Origin of the sequence: Clostridium sp. ZS2-4, from assembly GCF_026719745.1 — a bacterium.
In the GTDB taxonomy this organism is placed as follows: domain Bacteria; phylum Bacillota; class Clostridia; order Clostridiales; family Clostridiaceae; genus Clostridium_H.
The window spans coordinates 1-18558 of sequence record NZ_JAPPRQ010000039.1; the positions used below are offsets into that span (position 1 = coordinate 1).

Annotated in this window: 20 protein-coding genes; 6 read left to right on the top strand and 14 right to left on the bottom strand. The window is 28.0% G+C overall.

Annotated features, from left to right (window positions below; genetic code table 11):
- Positions 1-697 precede the first annotated feature (697 nt).
- From OIO11_RS06260 to OIO11_RS06275, 4 genes are all read left to right on the top strand, one after another.
- On the top strand, positions 698-1315 hold the full coding sequence (locus tag OIO11_RS06260) for a patatin-like phospholipase family protein (protein ID WP_268070584.1): 618 nt from the start codon (positions 698-700) through the stop codon (positions 1313-1315).
- Between the two features lie 48 nt (positions 1316-1363).
- Entirely contained in the window at positions 1364-1585 is a 222-nt protein-coding gene (locus tag OIO11_RS06265) for a DUF1659 domain-containing protein (RefSeq protein ID WP_268070585.1), read from the top strand.
- 12 nt (positions 1586-1597) lie between these two features.
- Positions 1598-1810: a DUF2922 domain-containing protein gene (locus tag OIO11_RS06270; protein WP_268070586.1), complete on the top strand. Its 213-nt coding sequence runs from the start codon at positions 1598-1600 to the stop codon at positions 1808-1810.
- 569 nt (positions 1811-2379) lie between these two features.
- Entirely contained in the window at positions 2380-2958 is a 579-nt protein-coding gene (locus OIO11_RS06275; RefSeq protein WP_268070587.1) for a recombinase family protein, read from the top strand.
- Between the two features lie 287 nt (positions 2959-3245).
- On the opposite strand, the gene OIO11_RS06280 is transcribed toward OIO11_RS06275, so the two are convergent.
- From OIO11_RS06280 to OIO11_RS06295, 4 genes are all read right to left on the bottom strand, one after another.
- Positions 3246-3395: a hypothetical protein gene (locus tag OIO11_RS06280; protein ID WP_268070588.1), complete on the bottom strand. Its 150-nt coding sequence runs from the start codon at positions 3393-3395 to the stop codon at positions 3246-3248.
- A 125-nt stretch (positions 3396-3520) separates the two neighbouring features.
- Positions 3521-4009 carry a hypothetical protein gene (locus tag OIO11_RS06285; RefSeq protein WP_268070589.1) on the bottom strand — a complete coding sequence of 163 codons (489 nt, stop codon included), beginning with the start codon at positions 4007-4009 and terminating at the stop codon, positions 3521-3523.
- 14 nt (positions 4010-4023) lie between these two features.
- Positions 4024-4575: a MarR family winged helix-turn-helix transcriptional regulator gene (locus OIO11_RS06290; RefSeq protein WP_268070590.1), complete on the bottom strand. Its 552-nt coding sequence runs from the start codon at positions 4573-4575 to the stop codon at positions 4024-4026.
- A gap of 141 nt (positions 4576-4716) precedes the next feature.
- Complete coding sequence (locus OIO11_RS06295) at positions 4717-6018, bottom strand: acyl-CoA thioesterase/bile acid-CoA:amino acid N-acyltransferase family protein (RefSeq protein WP_268070591.1); 1302 nt, start codon at positions 6016-6018, stop codon at positions 4717-4719.
- 349 nt (positions 6019-6367) lie between these two features.
- Between OIO11_RS06295 and OIO11_RS06300 the strand changes: the two genes are divergently transcribed.
- Together OIO11_RS06300 and OIO11_RS06305 are read left to right on the top strand one after the other, a co-directional pair.
- On the top strand, positions 6368-7021 hold the full coding sequence (locus tag OIO11_RS06300; protein ID WP_268070592.1) for a recombinase family protein: 654 nt from the start codon (positions 6368-6370) through the stop codon (positions 7019-7021).
- 50 nt (positions 7022-7071) lie between these two features.
- Positions 7072-10047, top strand: coding sequence for a Tn3 family transposase (locus OIO11_RS06305; RefSeq protein ID WP_268070593.1), 2976 nt, complete (start codon positions 7072-7074; stop codon positions 10045-10047).
- 30 nt (positions 10048-10077) lie between these two features.
- Here OIO11_RS06305 and OIO11_RS06310 read toward each other — a convergent pair whose 3' ends face one another.
- The 10 genes from OIO11_RS06310 to OIO11_RS06355 form a co-directional block, all read right to left on the bottom strand.
- Positions 10078-10755 carry a serine hydrolase domain-containing protein gene (locus OIO11_RS06310; protein WP_268070594.1) on the bottom strand — a complete coding sequence of 226 codons (678 nt, stop codon included), beginning with the start codon at positions 10753-10755 and terminating at the stop codon, positions 10078-10080.
- A gap of 136 nt (positions 10756-10891) precedes the next feature.
- A complete protein-coding gene (locus OIO11_RS06315) occupies positions 10892-11059 on the bottom strand; it encodes a hypothetical protein (protein WP_268070595.1) in 168 nt (55 codons plus the stop codon).
- A gap of 45 nt (positions 11060-11104) precedes the next feature.
- Complete coding sequence (locus OIO11_RS06320) at positions 11105-11668, bottom strand: histidine phosphatase family protein (RefSeq protein WP_268070596.1); 564 nt, start codon at positions 11666-11668, stop codon at positions 11105-11107.
- A gap of 371 nt (positions 11669-12039) precedes the next feature.
- Positions 12040-12240 (bottom strand): hypothetical protein, encoded by a 201-nt coding sequence (locus OIO11_RS06325; RefSeq protein WP_268070597.1) that lies wholly within the window; start codon positions 12238-12240, stop codon positions 12040-12042.
- Between the two features lie 342 nt (positions 12241-12582).
- Positions 12583-12897, bottom strand: a complete 315-nt coding sequence (locus tag OIO11_RS06330) for a hypothetical protein (protein ID WP_268070598.1) — start codon at positions 12895-12897, stop codon at positions 12583-12585.
- A 56-nt stretch (positions 12898-12953) separates the two neighbouring features.
- Positions 12954-13124, bottom strand: a complete 171-nt coding sequence (locus OIO11_RS06335; RefSeq protein WP_268070599.1) for a DUF4177 domain-containing protein — start codon at positions 13122-13124, stop codon at positions 12954-12956.
- Positions 13125-13211: 87 nt separating this feature from the next.
- The gene (locus tag OIO11_RS06340; RefSeq protein ID WP_268070600.1) at positions 13212-13505 is read right to left on the bottom strand and encodes a hypothetical protein; all 294 of its coding nucleotides are present in this window, start codon (positions 13503-13505) and stop codon (positions 13212-13214) included.
- A gap of 923 nt (positions 13506-14428) precedes the next feature.
- Positions 14429-15430 carry a replication initiation protein gene (locus OIO11_RS06345; RefSeq protein WP_268070601.1) on the bottom strand — a complete coding sequence of 334 codons (1002 nt, stop codon included), beginning with the start codon at positions 15428-15430 and terminating at the stop codon, positions 14429-14431.
- Positions 15431-16319: 889 nt separating this feature from the next.
- Entirely contained in the window at positions 16320-16973 is a 654-nt protein-coding gene (locus OIO11_RS06350; protein ID WP_268070602.1) for a hypothetical protein, read from the bottom strand.
- A gap of 1209 nt (positions 16974-18182) precedes the next feature.
- A complete protein-coding gene (locus OIO11_RS06355) occupies positions 18183-18452 on the bottom strand; it encodes a CRISPR-associated endonuclease Cas6 (protein WP_268070603.1) in 270 nt (89 codons plus the stop codon).
- Positions 18453-18558: the final 106 nt, after the last annotated feature.

The following is an 18558-nucleotide window of genomic DNA, read 5'->3' on the forward strand; positions in this document are numbered from 1 at the left end:
TTTAAGCTTACATGCTACGCATACCTTTTTATCAAAAGGCTTTTTGTTGTACCTTTTTTTGAACAGTTTCAAGTGAATTTTTAAAAGTTATCCACATTTTTAATTTTTAAATTCTGCAATCATCTATATCATATATCTTTATTTAAAATTTGTTAACTCACCCATAAGTCATCCATTTAATGCTTTGTATAACAATATAATTTTGAGACAAATTTTACTACACTCACATATATTTTAGTAAATTTTCATAACTTAATTGAAACATATTTCCATAAAATTTACCACTTTCTTTTACTATATAAGAGTACTCAATTCCAAAAACATTTCACTCTTTGCAAAAAAATTTTATTTTTCATCCTTTAAGCAGTATAAAAAATTCAGTTTGAATTCTGTATATCCAAAATCAAATATTAAAAGCAATGTGTCACCTTTAAATTAGGCGGCTTTTTACTTTTAAATAATTTTCAAAATATTATTTAAATTCGATTTACATTTTTAATTTAAACATCTTCTTATATGTCGTAAGACAAAATTAACCGGTTAATTGAAAACTTACAAATTAAATTCATAAAAAGAAAAACTGTATAGTTTTCAAGGAGGTAAAAATGATTAAGAATTTAGTATTTGAAGGTGGCGGAATTAAAGGACTTGCTTATTGTGGTGCAATTAAATATCTTGAAGAACATAATTTATTAAAATGGCAAAACTAAAAGGTTTTAATGAAACAACAACATTTAGAGATTTAAAAGAAAAAGGTCTTAAAGAACTTCATATTATTATAACAGACCTTTCAACTCATAGATCAGAAGTAGCAAATTATGAAAACACCCCAGACATGCCTGTTATTACAGCTATTAGAGCAAGTATGAGTATTCCTATTGCATTTGTTCCAGTAAAATATAAAGGTAAAACATTTGTTGACGGCGGTACTTTAAGAAACTTCCCTATTGATATATTTGATACTTATTTATGCGAAGATGGAGTATTATTTCCACATGAAATTGAAAGGAACCTGGAAACTTTAGGTCTAAAATTAGATACACAAGAAGAAATCTCACAAATCCTTAAACATGAAAATCCAAAAGCTGTAAAAATAGATGGAAGTATTGATTTGCTTCAAAATATTATGACTACTTTATTAAATCAACAACTTGATGATTTTGTAAGAAGTGAAAATTATAAAAGAACTGTATTTATTGATACAGGAGATATCACTACCCTTCAATTTGAACTTACTGAGAAACAGCAGAAATTTTTAATTAATAATGGTAGACAAGCAATAGAAAATTATTTCAACTTTCATCTCAATTCTTAGCCCTAAGTCATATATATATTTGAAATTAAAAAGAAAGGGGCTGTTATTATGGCTAAATCAACACTTGTAAAAAGTGATGTAGCAATCAAATACCACTTTGGACAGGACGAAAAAGGTAAGGAGCTCTATAGAAAGCAAAGACTTACTAAATTAAAACCTACTGCTACTGATGAAGATGTTTTTGTAGTAGCAACTGCTGTATCAAAATTTCTTGAAGATCCTGTTACTGAAATCTTCAAAGAAAATGAAAATCTTTTAACTAATATGTAGGAGGTATAGTAAATGAGAGTATTAGTAATGAATTTCTTAACTGCTGGTGGTAAGAAATCTGTAGTAAGAGTTAAGGATGTAAAAGAAGATTTAGACGCTGCTGATGTATCTGATGCTATGGATGCTATAATTGAAAAAAACATTTTCATAACATCATCTGGTGATTTAAAGGTTAAAGACTCTGCTGGAGTTGTAATAACAACAAACCAAGAACTAGAAATATAAAAATGAGCTGCTCTGCAGCTTATTTTTTTTAGAATACAAGAAGAATATGGACTATCTAAATAAAATTTAAGAAAATGTGCATTATATTCATGTTTAACTCTTATAAGCATAATATTACCTGAAATAATACTAGGTGGCATATTTTTATCTTTCATTCTTGAAGCTATAACATTTCTTATACTGCTCTCCTTATAAGTTCCTCCATGATAAACATCACCTTTTTACATCCTTTTTATTATATTATACATCTTTTGCAATAAATGTTAAATAAAATTTTAGAAAATCATTTTGGTATATAATTAGTTTGCAGAAAGTGTCGTACAGATGAAATATGTATAAATTTTATTCGTCTTAAAAACGTTCGTTTTTGAGACTTTTTTAAAAAAAGAAAAATTTTAATAAAATCACATGAAAATCATATCAAAACTTATCTCAAAATCAACATATCATAACTTGAATATAAAGTTGAGTTATGAGACTATATTAGTATAAAATTTTACCTATTCAGTAATGAATACACATAATATTACTTAAATAACTTTAATTAACAAAAGCAAGGGGATGAATTTATGTTAATTGGATATGCAAGGGTATCTACTCAAGATCAGAATTTAGAATTACAAAATGATGCTTTGGAAAAATCTGGGTGTAAAAAGATTTTTACAGATGTAGCTAGTGGAGCTAAAACTGAACGTAAAGGTTTGGATGAAGCTTTAGCTTATTTACGTGAAGGAGATATATTAGTTGTTTGGAAACTTGATAGACTTGGTAGATCATTAAAACATTTAATTGAAGTTGTAAATGATTTAATTGAAAAAAACATAGGTTTTCAGAGTCTTCAAGAAAAAATTGATACAACAACTAGCGGAGGAAAATTAATATTTCATATATTTGCATCACTAGCTGAGTTTGAACGAGATATTATAAAGGAAAGAACAAATGCAGGACTTAAAGCTGCAAGAGCAAGAGGTAGAGTTGGGGGAAGACCTAAAGTTATGGATAGTAAAAAGATTTCTATGGCAAAAGCTCTAGTTAATGACCCGAATAATTCTATAAATGATATTTGTGAGACATTGAATGTTTCTCGAGCGACTCTTTATAGATACTTAAAGAAAAGTAAAGAATCAGAAATAATCTCTGAAGATTAAAGTACGTTGAATATATAAATAACATGTCAATAATGGTATTACTAATAAATTAAGCAGTACCCATAGATAACTTAAGAAAAACTTTCGGTTATCGTGCCTATAACAACGGGGTATCCCTAGAGCTTTTAATGCAGATCTTCAACCATTCATCCAAAAGTGAAACTTTAAGATATATTGGGATAACTGAAGATGAGAAAAAAGAGGTGTATTTGAGGAGTAATTTGGAATAGAAAAAGTCTTAGGAAATACCCTAAGACTTTTTCTATATTATTTTGATTTCAGTTTTTTTATATATCCAACCTTCCCATTCTTTTCAACAACAGCTTTTCTTCATTTTGGGAGCAACTCAAAATATTATTATCTTGTTTTTGACAGCCCGTTATTGAAAAAACTAAAGCAATACTAACAAATATAGACATTAAAAATTTCTTATACATAATAATTCTCACTCCAAAACAAAACTTCGCAAAATTATCCAGCATGATTATATGACTTCCTCACTCTATATACTTCTACTACATATATTTTAAGTTCACATTATAGGTATAGTTACGCTATATCTTTATTTTATGAAGCAATCATAATACAGTATAGTTTGAATTTCTCTGTGCATCTGCCATATATTACAATCTTGATTGCATAGAATTATAATTGTTGCATCAATATTTGGATAATATGAAAGCATTGCACCTACACCATAGTTTAAGCCATCTTTACGCATACAAAACACATCACCATTAATCTCTACAAATTCAAAGGCATATCCATTTCTTATTGTTGCATTAAGTCCAGGTTCCCATTTTTTAAATGGCTTGGCAAATTCACAATGAGGTGAAAATATCATATTAGTATATTCTAAATTTAATAACATATTTTTTTTGAGATTTCTGATGAAAATATCAAGATCATTTACTGTTGAATACACTCCCCCATCTGGAGAGCCAATAGGTGGATAATAGTATATGTTCTTCTTCCATTTATTAATATTATTATTTTGGGGTACAGCCGACATACGTGTAAAAATAGGCCACATACTGGATATAAATTCCATGATGCAGCCTATTTTTATTCATTTCGTCTTTTCGAAAATTTTTCCAGTACAATTATTAAATCATTTTCTATATCCACATTTGGAATTTGAACATTTTCTTCAAATCCATCCATTTCTACACCATCAAAACGGTATAATTTAACTAATAATCTCCATAAAGTTTCTATTTCTTCTTTAGTAAAATCTTTAAAAATATCCGCCATGAAATCAATAGTGCCATTTTTCCCACATTTAATCATAGCATCCATTCCTAAATCAGTCACACAAACATTTACAGACCTTTTGTCTTTTTTACTAGGTATTATAGATACAAAATCCTTTTTTTCAAGACTTTTAACTAATTGGGTTATGTTTTGTTTTGTTGTACCTAATTTCTTAGCGATATTAATAAGTGTAGTCTCATCTTTATGTAAATGAAGCACTGCGAGCATTGTCATATATTGCCTAGAGGTTAATGGCTCACAATATTGATCACCTATAATTTGTAGTTTATTTGAAACTGAAACAAGGCTTGAATATGCTTGCTGCATAAGATGTAATAAATAAATTTCTTTACTATAATCCATGCTGAAAATCTCCTTCATAAAATTTAACCTACAATCTATATAATCTATAGACGGTGTATTTAGTCAATACATTGTCTATAGATTATATAACTTTAGTGAAGAAATATCAATAATGCTAAGATTATTGTAATATACTCATTTTTATTTTTTAAGTTTTTGTGATAAGGGCTCCATAAAAAATTCAATTGTTCTTTTCCACGATCTAAACTGTCCTTCTGCATTACCTTCTATAGTTCCCCCTGAAGAAAATACTCCTCCCATCATATTCATGGATAAGGTTTCGCTTATCGGAATAATATATGGAACTGGCATCGGATGACCCATTTTATCACATGTTACCAATTCTACATTGTATTTATAGTTGTTCTTTTTTAGATTATCTAATATTTCTAAACACCCATCATAACTGTTCCAGATATTATCTTCTTTTCCTGCAATCATAAGAATATCTGCTTCAGAATTCTCTACTTTTATTCTTGCTTCTTCTTTATTTACCGCTCGTTCAATACTTTTCTTGTAAGTACTAGCAAATCCAAATTGAATTCCTTTTTCTACAACTTTTTTTTGTTCTTCAAAAAATATATTATTATCAACTTCTATATATGGCATTGACTCTTCTTTATATGACCATGATGAAACATTATTTCCGCTCATCATTCCATTAAGTGCTTGAAAACAATAAGCATGAGGTTCTACTGCAACCACTTTTTTAATTTGTTTGTATCTTGAAGCAAGTAAAAGTGCTAATTCTCCACCTTTTGATGTTCCATGTAAAAATATTTCTTTAGATTTAGTAACTTCATTATTCTCAATCCATTTAAATATTTTCTCAAAGTATTCTAGTGGAACTTTTTCTAATTTATCTGGCAAACCTTCTGATGCAAAGTATGGAACCACTAGAACACTAAGGCCTTTCGATGCAAGTGGTGCTGCTAAAAGAGCCATAGCTTGTACATCACCACTTGATCCACCTAGCATTAATACTGTTCTGCTATTAGATTTTTCTTTATAAAATAGCTCTCCACTAAACTCTTCTTCATATATATGCTTTACAATAACATCTTCTGTTTTAAACAACCTTTTTAAGTTAATTTCTTTTTTTTCATCAGTAGATTCAAATACCAAATTTATAATCATTGGTTCATCAATAGATATATTTTCTGCAATATTTTTGCCTTCAGATCTAGACTTTTTCAATGAATAAATTAATCCCATACTATCATTAGCTTCATAAGTGCCTTCAACAGGCTTAGCTAAATCTAAATCCACTTCACCTTTTTCATCAGAAATAAATACTCCGTAAGATGAATATTCTTCTCCTATGCACCATGGTAATTCCATTTTAACGCTAATTCTTAGTTTACTATTGGGGCTTAATTCCAAAACTTTGATTTTTAGTTTTTCAACCACAAGTGCTTCTATATTAGATATTTCTATTTTCATATAATTACAATCTCCTTACAATATTATTTTTATATTTTAAATAAAGAGCTCTATTTCATTAAGTAATTTACCAAGCGTATTGAAACTTTGACAATATATTGACTACTTTATTATATCAATATAAATCAATATGGTCAATATATTGTCATTTTTTATATTATTAAATTAAACAAATTATGTTAATTAACAAATGAAATATGTTTCAAGAGAGTATACCTAATTGACACTATCAAAAAATATTTCACTAGAGTTAGGAATGTTATTTTTGAACCGTTGCAAAAATACATAGGCTTAATGCAACAGTTATTATATAATATATACAAAAAATCATGTAAGAAGGTGTTGGTGTATGTCTAAAATTATGGGCTATTGTCGAGTGAGTTCACTAGATCAAAATGAAACGCGTCAAATACTTAAAATGAAAGATCTAAATATAGAGCTTAAATATATTTTTATTGATAAGCAAAGTGGAAAAGACTTAAACAGACCAGAATATCAGTTAATGAGAAGGTTTTGTGAAGAAGGTGATTTAATTTATATTGACTCTTTAGATAGGCTTGGAAGAAATTACGATGATATTATAACTGAATGGAAGTATTTCACTAGAATAGTTAATGCCAATATAATATGTTTAGATAATGAAACTTTGTTTGATAGCAGAAAATTTAAATCTATGGGTGATATAGGTAAGCTAATGGAGGATCAGTTTCTAAGCCTACTTTCTTATGTAGCAGAGCAGGAACGTAAAAAGATAAAACAAAGACAAGCTGAAGGTATAGCAATAGCAAAATCTCAAGGCAAGTACAAAGGTAGAAAGAAAATAGAGATCAATTATAAATTTGAAAATATATATATTAAATGGAAAAATGGAGAAATAACTGCTGTAAAAGCTATGGAATTGCTAGAATTAAAGAAAAATACATTTTATAGGAGAGTTAAAGAATACGAGATAAACTTAAAGTGGCAGATCAAACAAAATATAATTCCAGAAAGTGACAGTTAATTAGCAGCAAACAGTTTTATTTGTATTATCGCATATAGGAGGATTAGAATTTGACAACTATTGAACGTACAGCTTATCCAAGATTTAAGAAGAATATTAGTAAAAAAGAACTTATAGAACTTTACACACCTAGTCATGAAGAAATTGAGGTAGCCCATAAAACCGCAAAAGGAGAAATTCAAGTCTTTAATTTTATTCTTTTGTTAAAGTCCTTTCAAAGATTAGGCTATTTTCCTAGAATTGATGAAATTCCAATTGAGATTGTAAAATATCTTTGTTTACAATTGAATATTACATCAGATATAGAGCTTACTATACCTAATAGAACACTTTACCGATATAAAAGTTCCATTAGGGAACATCTAAATGTAACAGAGTTTGGAGCAAATGCACGACATATAATAACTGTAGTTACCTATAACTCAGCTAAAGTTATGAATAATCCTGCTGATCTTATAAATGTAGCAATTGAATCATTAGTCAAAGAGCGATTTGAACTTCCGGCATTTAGTACGCTGGATCGCTCAGTCCGTCATATTCGTACATTAGTTAATTCGAATATTTATGAAAATGTACTGAAAAAATTAACTCTAGATAAAAAATGCCAGTTGGATGGTTTATTAAGTATTGAACATTCAGATGTTTATTCAAAATTTAATTATTTAAAAGAAACTCCTAAAAGAGCAACGATTAAGCATCTTAAAGCACTAGAAAGTACATATCAATTACTTTTATCAATGGGGGATGTTGAAAGTTTAATAAAAGATATTCCAATTGCTAAAATTAAACACTTTGCGGCTGAAGCTAAAGTTCTTGACGTTTCAGAGATAAATAAATTTTCTGTTTCCAAAAAATATACTTTAATTCTAAGTTTAATATATATGTCAAAAGTCAAAATGCGAGATAATTTGGTAGAGATGTTTTTAAAATGTCTTCGTAATATTCAGAATAAAGGGAAAGATGAACTAAAAAAGATTCAAGAAAAGAACCGCTTGAAAACAGAAAATCTAATTTCAATTTTAACAAATGTACTTGTGAAAACAAATGATAATAGTAAGAATGATGCAATACTTGGACAACAAATTAGAGAAATAGTAAATAAAAATGGTGGTATAGGAGTACTTCTTACCGATTGTGATACTATTTCTTCTTATAACGGAAATAATTACTTGCCTTTACTATGGAAATTTTATAAAAGTTATAGAAAATCTTTATTTAGATTAATAGAACTTCTTGAAATTCGAACTGCGACTCAAGATCAATCATTAATTGAAGCACTAAATCTCCTGATTGCAAATGAAGATAAACGTGTTGAACTTTTACCTGCCACACTAGATTTAAATTTTGCAAGTGTTCAATGGCAAAATACTGTTATGGTAAAAGAAAGTGGCAATACATTTTTTGTCCGAAGGCATCTGGAGGTATGTATTTTTTACTATCTAGCATCTGGATTAAAAACTGGAGACTTATGTATTGATAATTCTGAAGAATTTGCAGACTATAGAGAACAGCTTTTACCTTGGAATGAATGTGAGCCTTTAATTCCAGATTTTTGTGCAGAAATGAACTTCAAAGAATCTCCAAGTGAATTTATAGAACAGTTGAAAATATTGCTAAAAGAAAAATCTATAGAAGTAGATATAAAATATCCTAATAACGGACAGATTGTTATTAATGAAAAAGGTGAACCTGTACTTAAACGTGCCAAGGCTAATAATATTTCCCAAAGTACTGTTGATTTAGAAAATGCTATTTATAAATGTTTACCTGAACGTGATGTTATTCAAATCCTTTGTAATGTAGAACATTGGCTAAATTGGACACGTCATTTTGGACCTTTATCTGGATCAGATCCTAAATTGGATGATGCAGTTGAAAGATATATTACTTTGACATTTGGATATGGATGTAATCTTGGCCCCACACAAACATCAAGACATATGAAGGATTCATTGACTCCACATATGCTATCTTTTGTAAATCGAAGACATATTACAGCAAATAAGTTGGATGAAGCTATTAAAGATATAATTAATTTATATAACAAATGTTATCTTCCTAAATTATGGGGTAACAACAAGATTGCTGCTGTTGATGGTACAATGTTTGATCTTTATAGAGAAAATTTAGTATCAGAATATCATATACGATATGGTGGAAACGGTGGTATTGCATATCATCACGTTTCAGATACATACATAGCTCTATTTAGCCATTTTATTCCCTGTGGAGTATGGGAAGCAATATATATTATAGATGGATTACTTAAAAATAAATCTGATGTTCAGCCAGATACAATACATGGAGACACCCAAGCACAGTCATCACCTGTTTTTGCATTAACTTACTTGTTAGGAATTAAGCTAATGCCACGAATTAGAAACTGGAAAGATTTAAAGTTTTATCGTTTTGATAAATCTCATGAATATAAGCATATAGATTCTTTATTTAGTGATACTGTAGATTGGAAATTAATCGAAACTCATTGGAAAGATATGCTCCAAGTAATATTATCAATTAAAGCAGGAAAAATAACTCCGTCTACACTTCTAAGGAAGCTAAATAATTATAGCCATAAAAACAAGTTATATCAATCGTTTAGAGAATTAGGAAGAGTAATTAGAACTGTTTTTCTTTTACAATATATTTCTGATATTGAGTTACGTCAGCAGATTACAGCAAGTACAAATAAAATGGAGGCCTATAATGGTTTTTCTAAATTTTTCTTTTTTGGAGGTGAAGGAATTATATCTGAAAATGATCCTGATGAACAGGAAAAAAGGATTAAATATAATGACCTTGTATCTAACGCAGTAATACTGCAGAATGTTGCGGATATGACTTATATACTAAAAGAGCTATCTGCGAGTGGCGTTGAGTTTACCAAGTCAGATGTAGCAGCTCTTAGTCCATATCTTACTAGACACATAAAACGTTTTGGTGATTATGTAATTGACTTGGAAAATGTACCAAATGCAATAGACACGTCTGTTTCAATACCAATGAGACAAGAAAAAGCCACATGATGGATATTAATTCCAGCATGTGGCCTATTTTTACATGTATGTCGGCTGTACCCGATTTTCATCATAGCATGCAACGTATCCTTCTGCCGTATTTTCATTCACTTCATCCATGGCACAAAATTTTGTATTTAGCATACCAAGGGGTATGAAAATATTATCTGTCACAAAGCTTCGATAGTCTTGTCCAGTTATTTTTTCTATTGCTAAACCCAATAAAACAAAAGCACAATTATTATATCTGACATCAGTGCCCGCCTTAAAAATAGGTTGTTTATATGCAAATTGGGGAAGGAAATCAATTGTATTTCGTATAGAATAATTAGGCTTATTTATAAATAAATCAGAGTAATTTTCTCCTGCTTCTTCGTCTGCATCATCAGCAATTCCTGAGGTATGGGTAAGCAGATTATAGATAGTTACATCTGTTGGAATTTCAGTACCTTCTAGTTCTATAATATCTGTAATTCTATCCTCAAAATGTAACAACCCTTTTTCTATTAAAAACAAAATTGCTGTTGCAGTAAAAACTTTGGTAATAGATGCAGTATCAAACATAGTATTAATTTCATTTGGTATATTAAAACCTCTATGTGCTAAACCATATGATTGTTCAAAAATCACATCATTTCCTTTTTTCACAAGACAAGCACCCGAAAAATTATATTTCTTACTAAAATCATCACATATTTTTCTAATTTTTTCTTTCATTACTTCACCTCATAAACTATTTATAATTCTGATTATATTTTGCTGTTAGTTGTGTAATTTTACAGTTTTATAATAATTTATTGTATCGTATTTGTGACGTACTTTTTTGCAATTGTGTAATATATATACCCTATCCTCACTTATCACTTATATTTTTGGCTATATAAATATCAAGTGCTTTTATTCCTCTACGAGCAAGTTTAACAAATAGTACAAATCCATAAATCCCCATAGCTATTAATATAAATATTAAAATCATATAAAAAAGGAATGCTTGCATTATATCGTCGGCTGGATTTAACATTCTATAGTCCCCCTTAATTCATTCATAATTTCTTTATATTGTCCCTCACTTAACCTCTTTAATTTGATACTCTCCATTTTGTAAGTCCATTTTAAATAGCCCACCTGGAACAGCATATACTAAGTTCTTATCTTTTTCGCCGTAAGTTGTTTGATTATCTACTAATGTCTTTAACACAGCACCATGTGTTACAATCAATATGTTTACATCAGAATATATGCTATTGTAGTGATTTAAGCCTTCCATTGCTCTTGAGAAAACATCCGTTTCGGGTTCCATTTCAGGGATATCTAAATTAGGAAACTTCAATATAATCTTATCATGTAACAACCCTTCCGCTAAACCAAAGCATCTCTCGATAAATAGTTCATTAATTATTATTTCTTCTTTGTGCCCAAGACTATTTGAAAAAATCATCGCACTCTCATGTGCACGAGATAGAGGGCTAGATACAATATAGTCAATCTCTCCAATATCTCTTTTAAAGATAGCAGCAACTTGTTCAATCATCTTTTTTCCTGTTTCATTTAGTGGAATATCTGTGTGTCCTTGGCATCTATCAATAAGATTCCAATCTGTTTGTCCATGTCTTAATAAAAAAATACTCATAAATTCACCTCATCTAGTATAATTAATCATCAGTTCGCCATTTATTACCATCCCGTTGTTATGATAAATTTTTCTTGCTTCACAAAACAAAAATATTATATCTTAACTATTCTCTTGATTTTTAACTCTTTATGACATCATTTCTTTATATTATTCAACATCATTATACATGAAATCATACCATATTAAACCTTTAATTCATAAAAATAGTATAATTAAAACATATGAAAAGATCTTTATATTAGTTGCCAAAAAATAAATAAAGCTGCTGAATCAGCAGTCTAAAAGTATACATTATTTTCTATCACCCTCAGGTTTCAATCCTTGTTTTAATGGAAGTTGCTCTTAAGCCCTTATTTCTTTACAACTCCTTATATATCAATAATTTGAGCTTGTTTTAAGACGAGCTTAAAATCAAGATTTTTGGGTGAAAAACACCCTGTTGGACAAGGTTTTTCTGTCCCTTTTACATACTGACAAGCCTTTGTAAAAACAGTTTTATCAATGTCTTTCGTAAATCGGGTTTGTCCTGCTATAAAAGTTTCATACAATTTATTATATCTGTTTTTCAATATATGTAAATTGTATATTTAAGACAATTTGATTTTTAACTAGAAAATGTTTCACTTTAATTTTTTAAATACAACTTTTTCTACCTAACTTTACAGAAAAGGTAACTTTTCCGTACTAAGATTTAGTTTTAAAACGCCATTTTACATTTATTGTTAAATAAAATTAAAAACCTTTTTAAAGCAATTTTTTTGTAAACAAATTTTTCTTTTATAATATCCATATTTTTATTTTATTATCAGTTATGCCGCTATTTTTTGCGATTACGACTTAACTACTTCTTTAATTCTTAACCTTTCACCCCGTAATTTAAGAAAGTTATGAACTAATTCAATATTTGAAAGTTACTCTGAAATAATATATTTTTTTATTTGAATATCAAATGTTAAATTTATAATAACATGTCCTATCATACTAATACCAAATAACAAACTATCATTAAAAAGAAACATTAGAGTACCGAACAGAAGACAGAATACAGCATAAGTAATATTTTGAATAATTAGGACCTTATTAAGTTTCTTTTTATCTAAAATTTTAAATTTTTTATTCTTTTTTATTCTTAGTGTTTTCGACATATCCTCATAATTCTTCTTGGTATTATATAATAACCAAATACCTGTTACTATTAAAACGATTCCGAAAATAGCATAATTCATTTATTCATCTCCTCAAATGCAAATATACTTTGATTAGTTAAAGCTTATTATACGGTTTACTTAGTTAATTCTCTTTTAAAAACCACTAATCTGTTTACAAGTGAACATAATTCCCAACCACTTTTACCATATTTATTTAATTGTTCTTCTAAACTTTTATAACGTTTTTCTTCTGAAAAAGTAATAGGTATTTTAACTGGTACAACTTTATATTCATATTTTTTCATATGTCTTATCTCCTTTACACAGTTTATAATTATTTAATTTTTAATTCGTATTATCTTTATACTAAGACTTAATTATATATATTACACTCACTTCAAAACATGGGATATGAATACAATTAAAATACCTATGATAATTCCAATATCTCCAGGAATACTTTTATCTCCTTTTTTCTTTTTAATCAATGTGATGAGTTTTCCTATTATAACAAAAATCAATGCTATGCCTATAGATATTTTACTAAAAGATGCACTAAAGTGAACATCAGTAATAAGAACTATATATATTGGAATTAAGATGATTAACGAAGCCATTAGATATAATATCCAATTTAAATTGCCCGTCTTTATATATAATATGAAATCCAACTTATTAAATTTCATTTCACTCCACTCCTTTCAATATATTTTACTCTTGTGATACATTTTTCTACGATTATGTTTTAATACATTTATGCCTGTTAATACATAATCTCTTTATATTATTCAACATCATTATACATGAAATCATACCATATTAAACCTTTAATTCATAAAAATAGTATAATTCTAATTGAAACATACGAAAATAGCTTTACATTAAATTTCAAAAAACAAATAAGGCTGCTAAATTAGCAGTCTAAAAGTATACATTATTTTCTATCACTCTTAAGTTTCAATCCTTGTTTTAGTGGAAGTTGCTCTTAAGCGGCTTATATGTCTCTGGATATTTTCCTACAGCTATGTTTCAATCCTTGTTTTAGTGGAAGTTGCTCTTAAGCCCTTATTTCTTTACAAATCCTTATATATCAATGTTTTGAGCTTGTTTTAAGACGAGCTTAAAATCAAGATTTTTTGATAAAAAACACCCTGTTGGACAAGGTTTTTCTGTCCCTTTTACATACTGACAAGCCTTTGTAAAAGCAGCTTTATCAATGTCTTTCGTAAATCAGGTTTGTCCTGCTATAAAAGTTTCATACAATTTATTATATCTGTTTTTTCAATATATGTAAATTGTATATTTAAGACAATTTGATTTTTAACTAGAAAATGTTTCACTTTAATTTTTAAAATACAACTTTTTCTACCCAACTTTACAGAAAAGGTAACTTTTCCGTACTAAGATTTAGTTTTAAAACGCCATTTTACATTTATTGTTAAATAAAATTAAAAACCTTTGTGAAAAATATTTGAGAATAGGAATAAAAGAATATAAGAACTTTAGCCAATTTTAAATACAAACACCACCACAAACACATATGTAAACATTTATGTTTGTGGTGGTGTAAATGTTTGTACAACAGATTTTATTTTTATCACTTCTCTATTTATTCTCTCCATCCTAATAATTTTTTCTCAAGCTCATCAAAATCATACTCTCTCTGCTCATAGTCATCAAATGTTCCTTTATTTAGTTTCTGCTGAGGCTTTTTATAATCCTGCTTAATTGCACTTATAACCCATCCAACAACATTACTTATATCCACACACTGTTTTGCCATCTCATACTTTTCCTTTATTATACTCATATTCCCCTTTGATGCATCCAACAGTTTCTTTGCTTCTAATCCAGTTATATCTTCTTTAAATATTGATTTTATTTTATCTATATCAGAAACCCCTATATCTACATCAGCTGCAATTTCACTATTTGTGCTATGTATTAAGAATTTAAGAGCTACAATCTTGCGACTTTCTTTTATTTCTTCAAATTGTACATTCAAATCTGTTTTTTCATTTATTTCATTCACAGCAACTTTAATAACTTTCTGTTTTAAGTTTGCATACTTTGTATACTGATTTTTACTAATATCTAATATGGTTCTCAAATCATCAATTGTAATATTCCTCTCCTTTAATTTTTGATACTGCTTCAACAACTCGTAAACTCTAAATGAATATGCACTTTTGAATTGCAAAACGTTTTTAAGCTGATATTTAGTATACCAATCTAGACTTAGATAAAAAGGTTTTAAATCTGGATTAATTTTTAACTTTAGAATGCCATTGTTGTATTTTGCAACATCAACCCAATGGTATTTAGTAAATTTATTTGTATTCCCATCTTTTATTTTTATTATTCTTTGCATCAGCAAATCAGTTAAGTTATCAATATCTCTATAGAACCTTTTATTAGTAGTATTCAATATTTTCATTAGATCTTTTATTTTGAATTCATATTCCTTAAAATCTTCATCATCCTTTTTTATCATACTTGCCAATATTCTCAATAATTTTTGCTCTAATACTGTTAATGTATAACTTGCTTCAATTAATTTATTACTTTGATATATCCAATTATCATTTACACTGGTTAAATTTATCGTCATATTTTCACCTCAAAATAATTATAACTTTTAAAAATTAAGTTATCAATAACTTAATTAAAAAGGGTTATATTTCACCATCATTTAGTTATACTTAACCCTCATTAGGTTATATTTCGGTATCATTTGGTTATACTTACAGTTATATTTCACCATCATTAAGTTATACTTAGGTATCATTTGGTTATATTTAAAGGGAACAAACATAGTAATATCAATGGCTAAAGCTATGCTGAAAACTATTAAAACAAAAGATGTTATTTAAAACATATAAAACAACAACTGTTGTTGTACTTACCCTCATTTAGTTATACTTCACTTTAATTTAGTTATATTTAAAGAAAAACTGTTATTATACTCTACCTGATTTTTTTACCGTAAATAAGTTATAGTTGAACATTATTTAAGTTTGTTTTTCACCCTCATTAAGTTATACTTTGGTATAATTTGATTATATATAATTTAATCTTTGAATACTTTTCATTTCTTTGGGAATAATTTCTAATACATTGCAAAACTACATTTTTTATCACTTTTAATTCCCCCAAGACTTATAGGTTCTCCACTTATAAGTCTTTCCCCTTTATTCATCCCTTACCTTTCACCGACAATAACTTACCCTTAATACTAAAAATTCTTTTTACCATCAAAGTATCATAGTTAACCCCAAATTTGTCATATTTAAAATCTATACACATCTTATATGAATGTTTCTCAATTTGTTGCAAAAATAAAAGCTTCTGCTGATCCAGAAGCTTAGTTGATTTTATAAAATTTTTATTGCTAGTTATGCCACAATTTTTGCTGTTACGTCTCAACTACTTATTTTAATATTAACTTTTTATATAAGCATTTAAGAAAATTATGACTTTAAAATTACTAAAGATTATGCTTATAATATAAAAATTAATGCTATCATCGGATAGGCATATCTAATATTTTTATTATCAACTAAATAGACAATTCCAAAAACGATTGAAATAATAAAAGTAAATATTCCAGTAACTAAATTTTGCGTAAATATATGCACTAATCCCCAAGTCAATGCAAGAAAAATACCACCCCATGGAATATTGTTTCTCTTTGATAAAATTTCACCATATTTTTGTCCAAATACTACAGTCAACATAATTAACATAGACTCGAATAAATAGTAGATATTTTGAAAGGTAAATTTAACACCAGCTAAATTTTTAAATTCTGTAACTGGCTTTATTCCTCCATTAACAACACTTATTACTATAATAGCAACAATTACTATTAGTACAGCTCTAATCCACTGCTTACAATTAAGTACATCTCTAAAAGAAAAAATATCAAAATCATATTTCTTCTTAGAGTAAGACACTAATCCTAAAACAACAATTCCCCACATTACACAAGTAATAGTCCAATGAAAACAATGCTGAAAAACACTCCATTTAGAAGATATTTTTTCAAACAAAGTAACCTCAACCATTAGTAGTAATATTTCTAAACCAAAACCCGCAAAAGCATATAATCCTAATGCAAGATAATTACTTGCATCAATCTTTTTTTCAACCATATAAAATCCCCCTATCTCAAATATAAATAATCCTCTTCTCAATCTTTTACTATTTTGTTATATTACTGTTAGTACACACTTTCTTTATATTATTCAACATCATTATACGTGCAATTATACCATATTAAACCTTTAATTGATAAAAATAGTATAATTCTAATTGAAACATACGAAAATAGCTTTACATTAAATTTCAAAAAACAAATAAGGCCGCTAAATCAGCAGTCTAAAAGTATAGATATATTTAATAGTTATTACTTTCTATCACCCTTAAGTTTCAATCCTTGTTTTAATGGAAGTTGCTCTTAAACCCTTATTTCTTTACAAATCCTTATATATCAATACTTTGAGCTTGTTTTAAGACGAGCTTAAAATCAAGATTTTTTGATGAAAAACACCCTGTTGGACAAGGTTTTTCTGTCCCTTTTACATACTGACAAGCCTTTGTAAAAGCAGTTTTATCAATAGCTTTCGTAAATCAGGTTTGTCCTGCTGCAAAAGTTTCATACAATTTATTATATCTGTTTTTTCAATATATGTAAATTGTATATTTAATACAATCTGATTTTTAACTAGAAAAAAATAAAAACTAGTTAAATTAAGAACTACAGCCACTTTAAAATACAAATAACAACACAAACATATATGTAAACATTTATGTTTGTGTTGTTATAAATGTTTGTGCAAGTATTTTTGTAAACTTATATCTTTGTAAGTAGTCAGCTGCGCCTCTATTTTTTGCTATTGTGTAGTAACTGTTGATTTGATTATTAATCTTTTATACCGTGATTTAAGAATACTATGTATTTTGTATCTTATTATTTCTTAAACTTATTTATAATAAAAGACGCTAAAATAAATATCAAATATACTAATACTACATTCACAGAAAAACTCAATGTATTTATATGTATTCTCCCAAAAAGTATTTCATTTTTTCTTATAGGTGGTAAATGAAAAATAGTAAAATACGGAATCGGATATCCAAATATAAATTGGAATCCATCACTATAAAAACAAGGTAATAAAGGTACTGTTAAGAGAACCACTATGATTGAACATATTAATAAATTCTTTCTTACTCTCATATAATCTCTCCATTCACTAATTAATCCAAAACAACAGAAAACAGAATTCACTAACGTTCAGTCCATTTTCTATAGGGTAATTGTAACTTCCAAAAATCAGTAATACAGTGAATAATTTTTGTTATTCCATACTTTTAACCGCACCAAAGCCCCTTGAAACTGATTTTTCTATGCCTAAATAATTTGGGATTTTGAAATTAGTTTTAAAGCTTCCCACAAATCCTTTCATGCCAATTCCTTTTAATTTTATATCAATTTCTTTAACATTCAGCCAGACATATATTTTATCATCTACTGTATAATCTAATCCTTTTGCCATAGATAAGATATTACCTAGTGAACTCTCCCTCCACTTGCTTACGCTGAAGTAGGGGCTTCTTGGTATATCCAAGAACTTTTCCTGCTTCTACGACCTCGTAACCTACTATCTCCACAGGCTATCCCCGTAAAACCTACGGTTCTTATTTTATGCTATATCCAATAATCCTTGTTTTAGA

Bases quoted from the DNA above. Each gene is read 5' to 3' on its own strand.
- OIO11_RS06260 (WP_268070584.1), top strand. From the start codon at position 698: ATGGCAAAACTAAAAGGTTTTAATGAAACAACAACATTTAGAGATTTA.
- OIO11_RS06265 (WP_268070585.1), top strand. From the start codon at position 1,364: ATGGCTAAATCAACACTTGTAAAAAGTGATGTAGCAATCAAATACCAC.
- OIO11_RS06270 (WP_268070586.1), top strand. From the start codon at position 1,598: ATGAGAGTATTAGTAATGAATTTCTTAACTGCTGGTGGTAAGAAATCT.
- OIO11_RS06275 (WP_268070587.1), top strand. From the start codon at position 2,380: ATGTTAATTGGATATGCAAGGGTATCTACTCAAGATCAGAATTTAGAA.
- OIO11_RS06280 (WP_268070588.1), bottom strand. From the start codon at position 3,395: ATGTATAAGAAATTTTTAATGTCTATATTTGTTAGTATTGCTTTAGTT.
- OIO11_RS06285 (WP_268070589.1), bottom strand. From the start codon at position 4,009: ATGGAATTTATATCCAGTATGTGGCCTATTTTTACACGTATGTCGGCT.
- OIO11_RS06290 (WP_268070590.1), bottom strand. From the start codon at position 4,575: ATGGATTATAGTAAAGAAATTTATTTATTACATCTTATGCAGCAAGCA.
- OIO11_RS06295 (WP_268070591.1), bottom strand. From the start codon at position 6,018: ATGAAAATAGAAATATCTAATATAGAAGCACTTGTGGTTGAAAAACTA.
- OIO11_RS06300 (WP_268070592.1), top strand. From the start codon at position 6,368: ATGTCTAAAATTATGGGCTATTGTCGAGTGAGTTCACTAGATCAAAAT.
- OIO11_RS06310 (WP_268070594.1), bottom strand. From the start codon at position 10,755: ATGAAAGAAAAAATTAGAAAAATATGTGATGATTTTAGTAAGAAATAT.
- OIO11_RS06315 (WP_268070595.1), bottom strand. From the start codon at position 11,059: ATGTTAAATCCAGCCGACGATATAATGCAAGCATTCCTTTTTTATATG.
- OIO11_RS06320 (WP_268070596.1), bottom strand. From the start codon at position 11,668: ATGAGTATTTTTTTATTAAGACATGGACAAACAGATTGGAATCTTATT.
- OIO11_RS06330 (WP_268070598.1), bottom strand. From the start codon at position 12,897: ATGAATTATGCTATTTTCGGAATCGTTTTAATAGTAACAGGTATTTGG.
- OIO11_RS06335 (WP_268070599.1), bottom strand. From the start codon at position 13,124: ATGAAAAAATATGAATATAAAGTTGTACCAGTTAAAATACCTATTACT.
- OIO11_RS06340 (WP_268070600.1), bottom strand. From the start codon at position 13,505: ATGAAATTTAATAAGTTGGATTTCATATTATATATAAAGACGGGCAAT.
- OIO11_RS06345 (WP_268070601.1), bottom strand. From the start codon at position 15,430: ATGACGATAAATTTAACCAGTGTAAATGATAATTGGATATATCAAAGT.
- OIO11_RS06350 (WP_268070602.1), bottom strand. From the start codon at position 16,973: ATGGTTGAAAAAAAGATTGATGCAAGTAATTATCTTGCATTAGGATTA.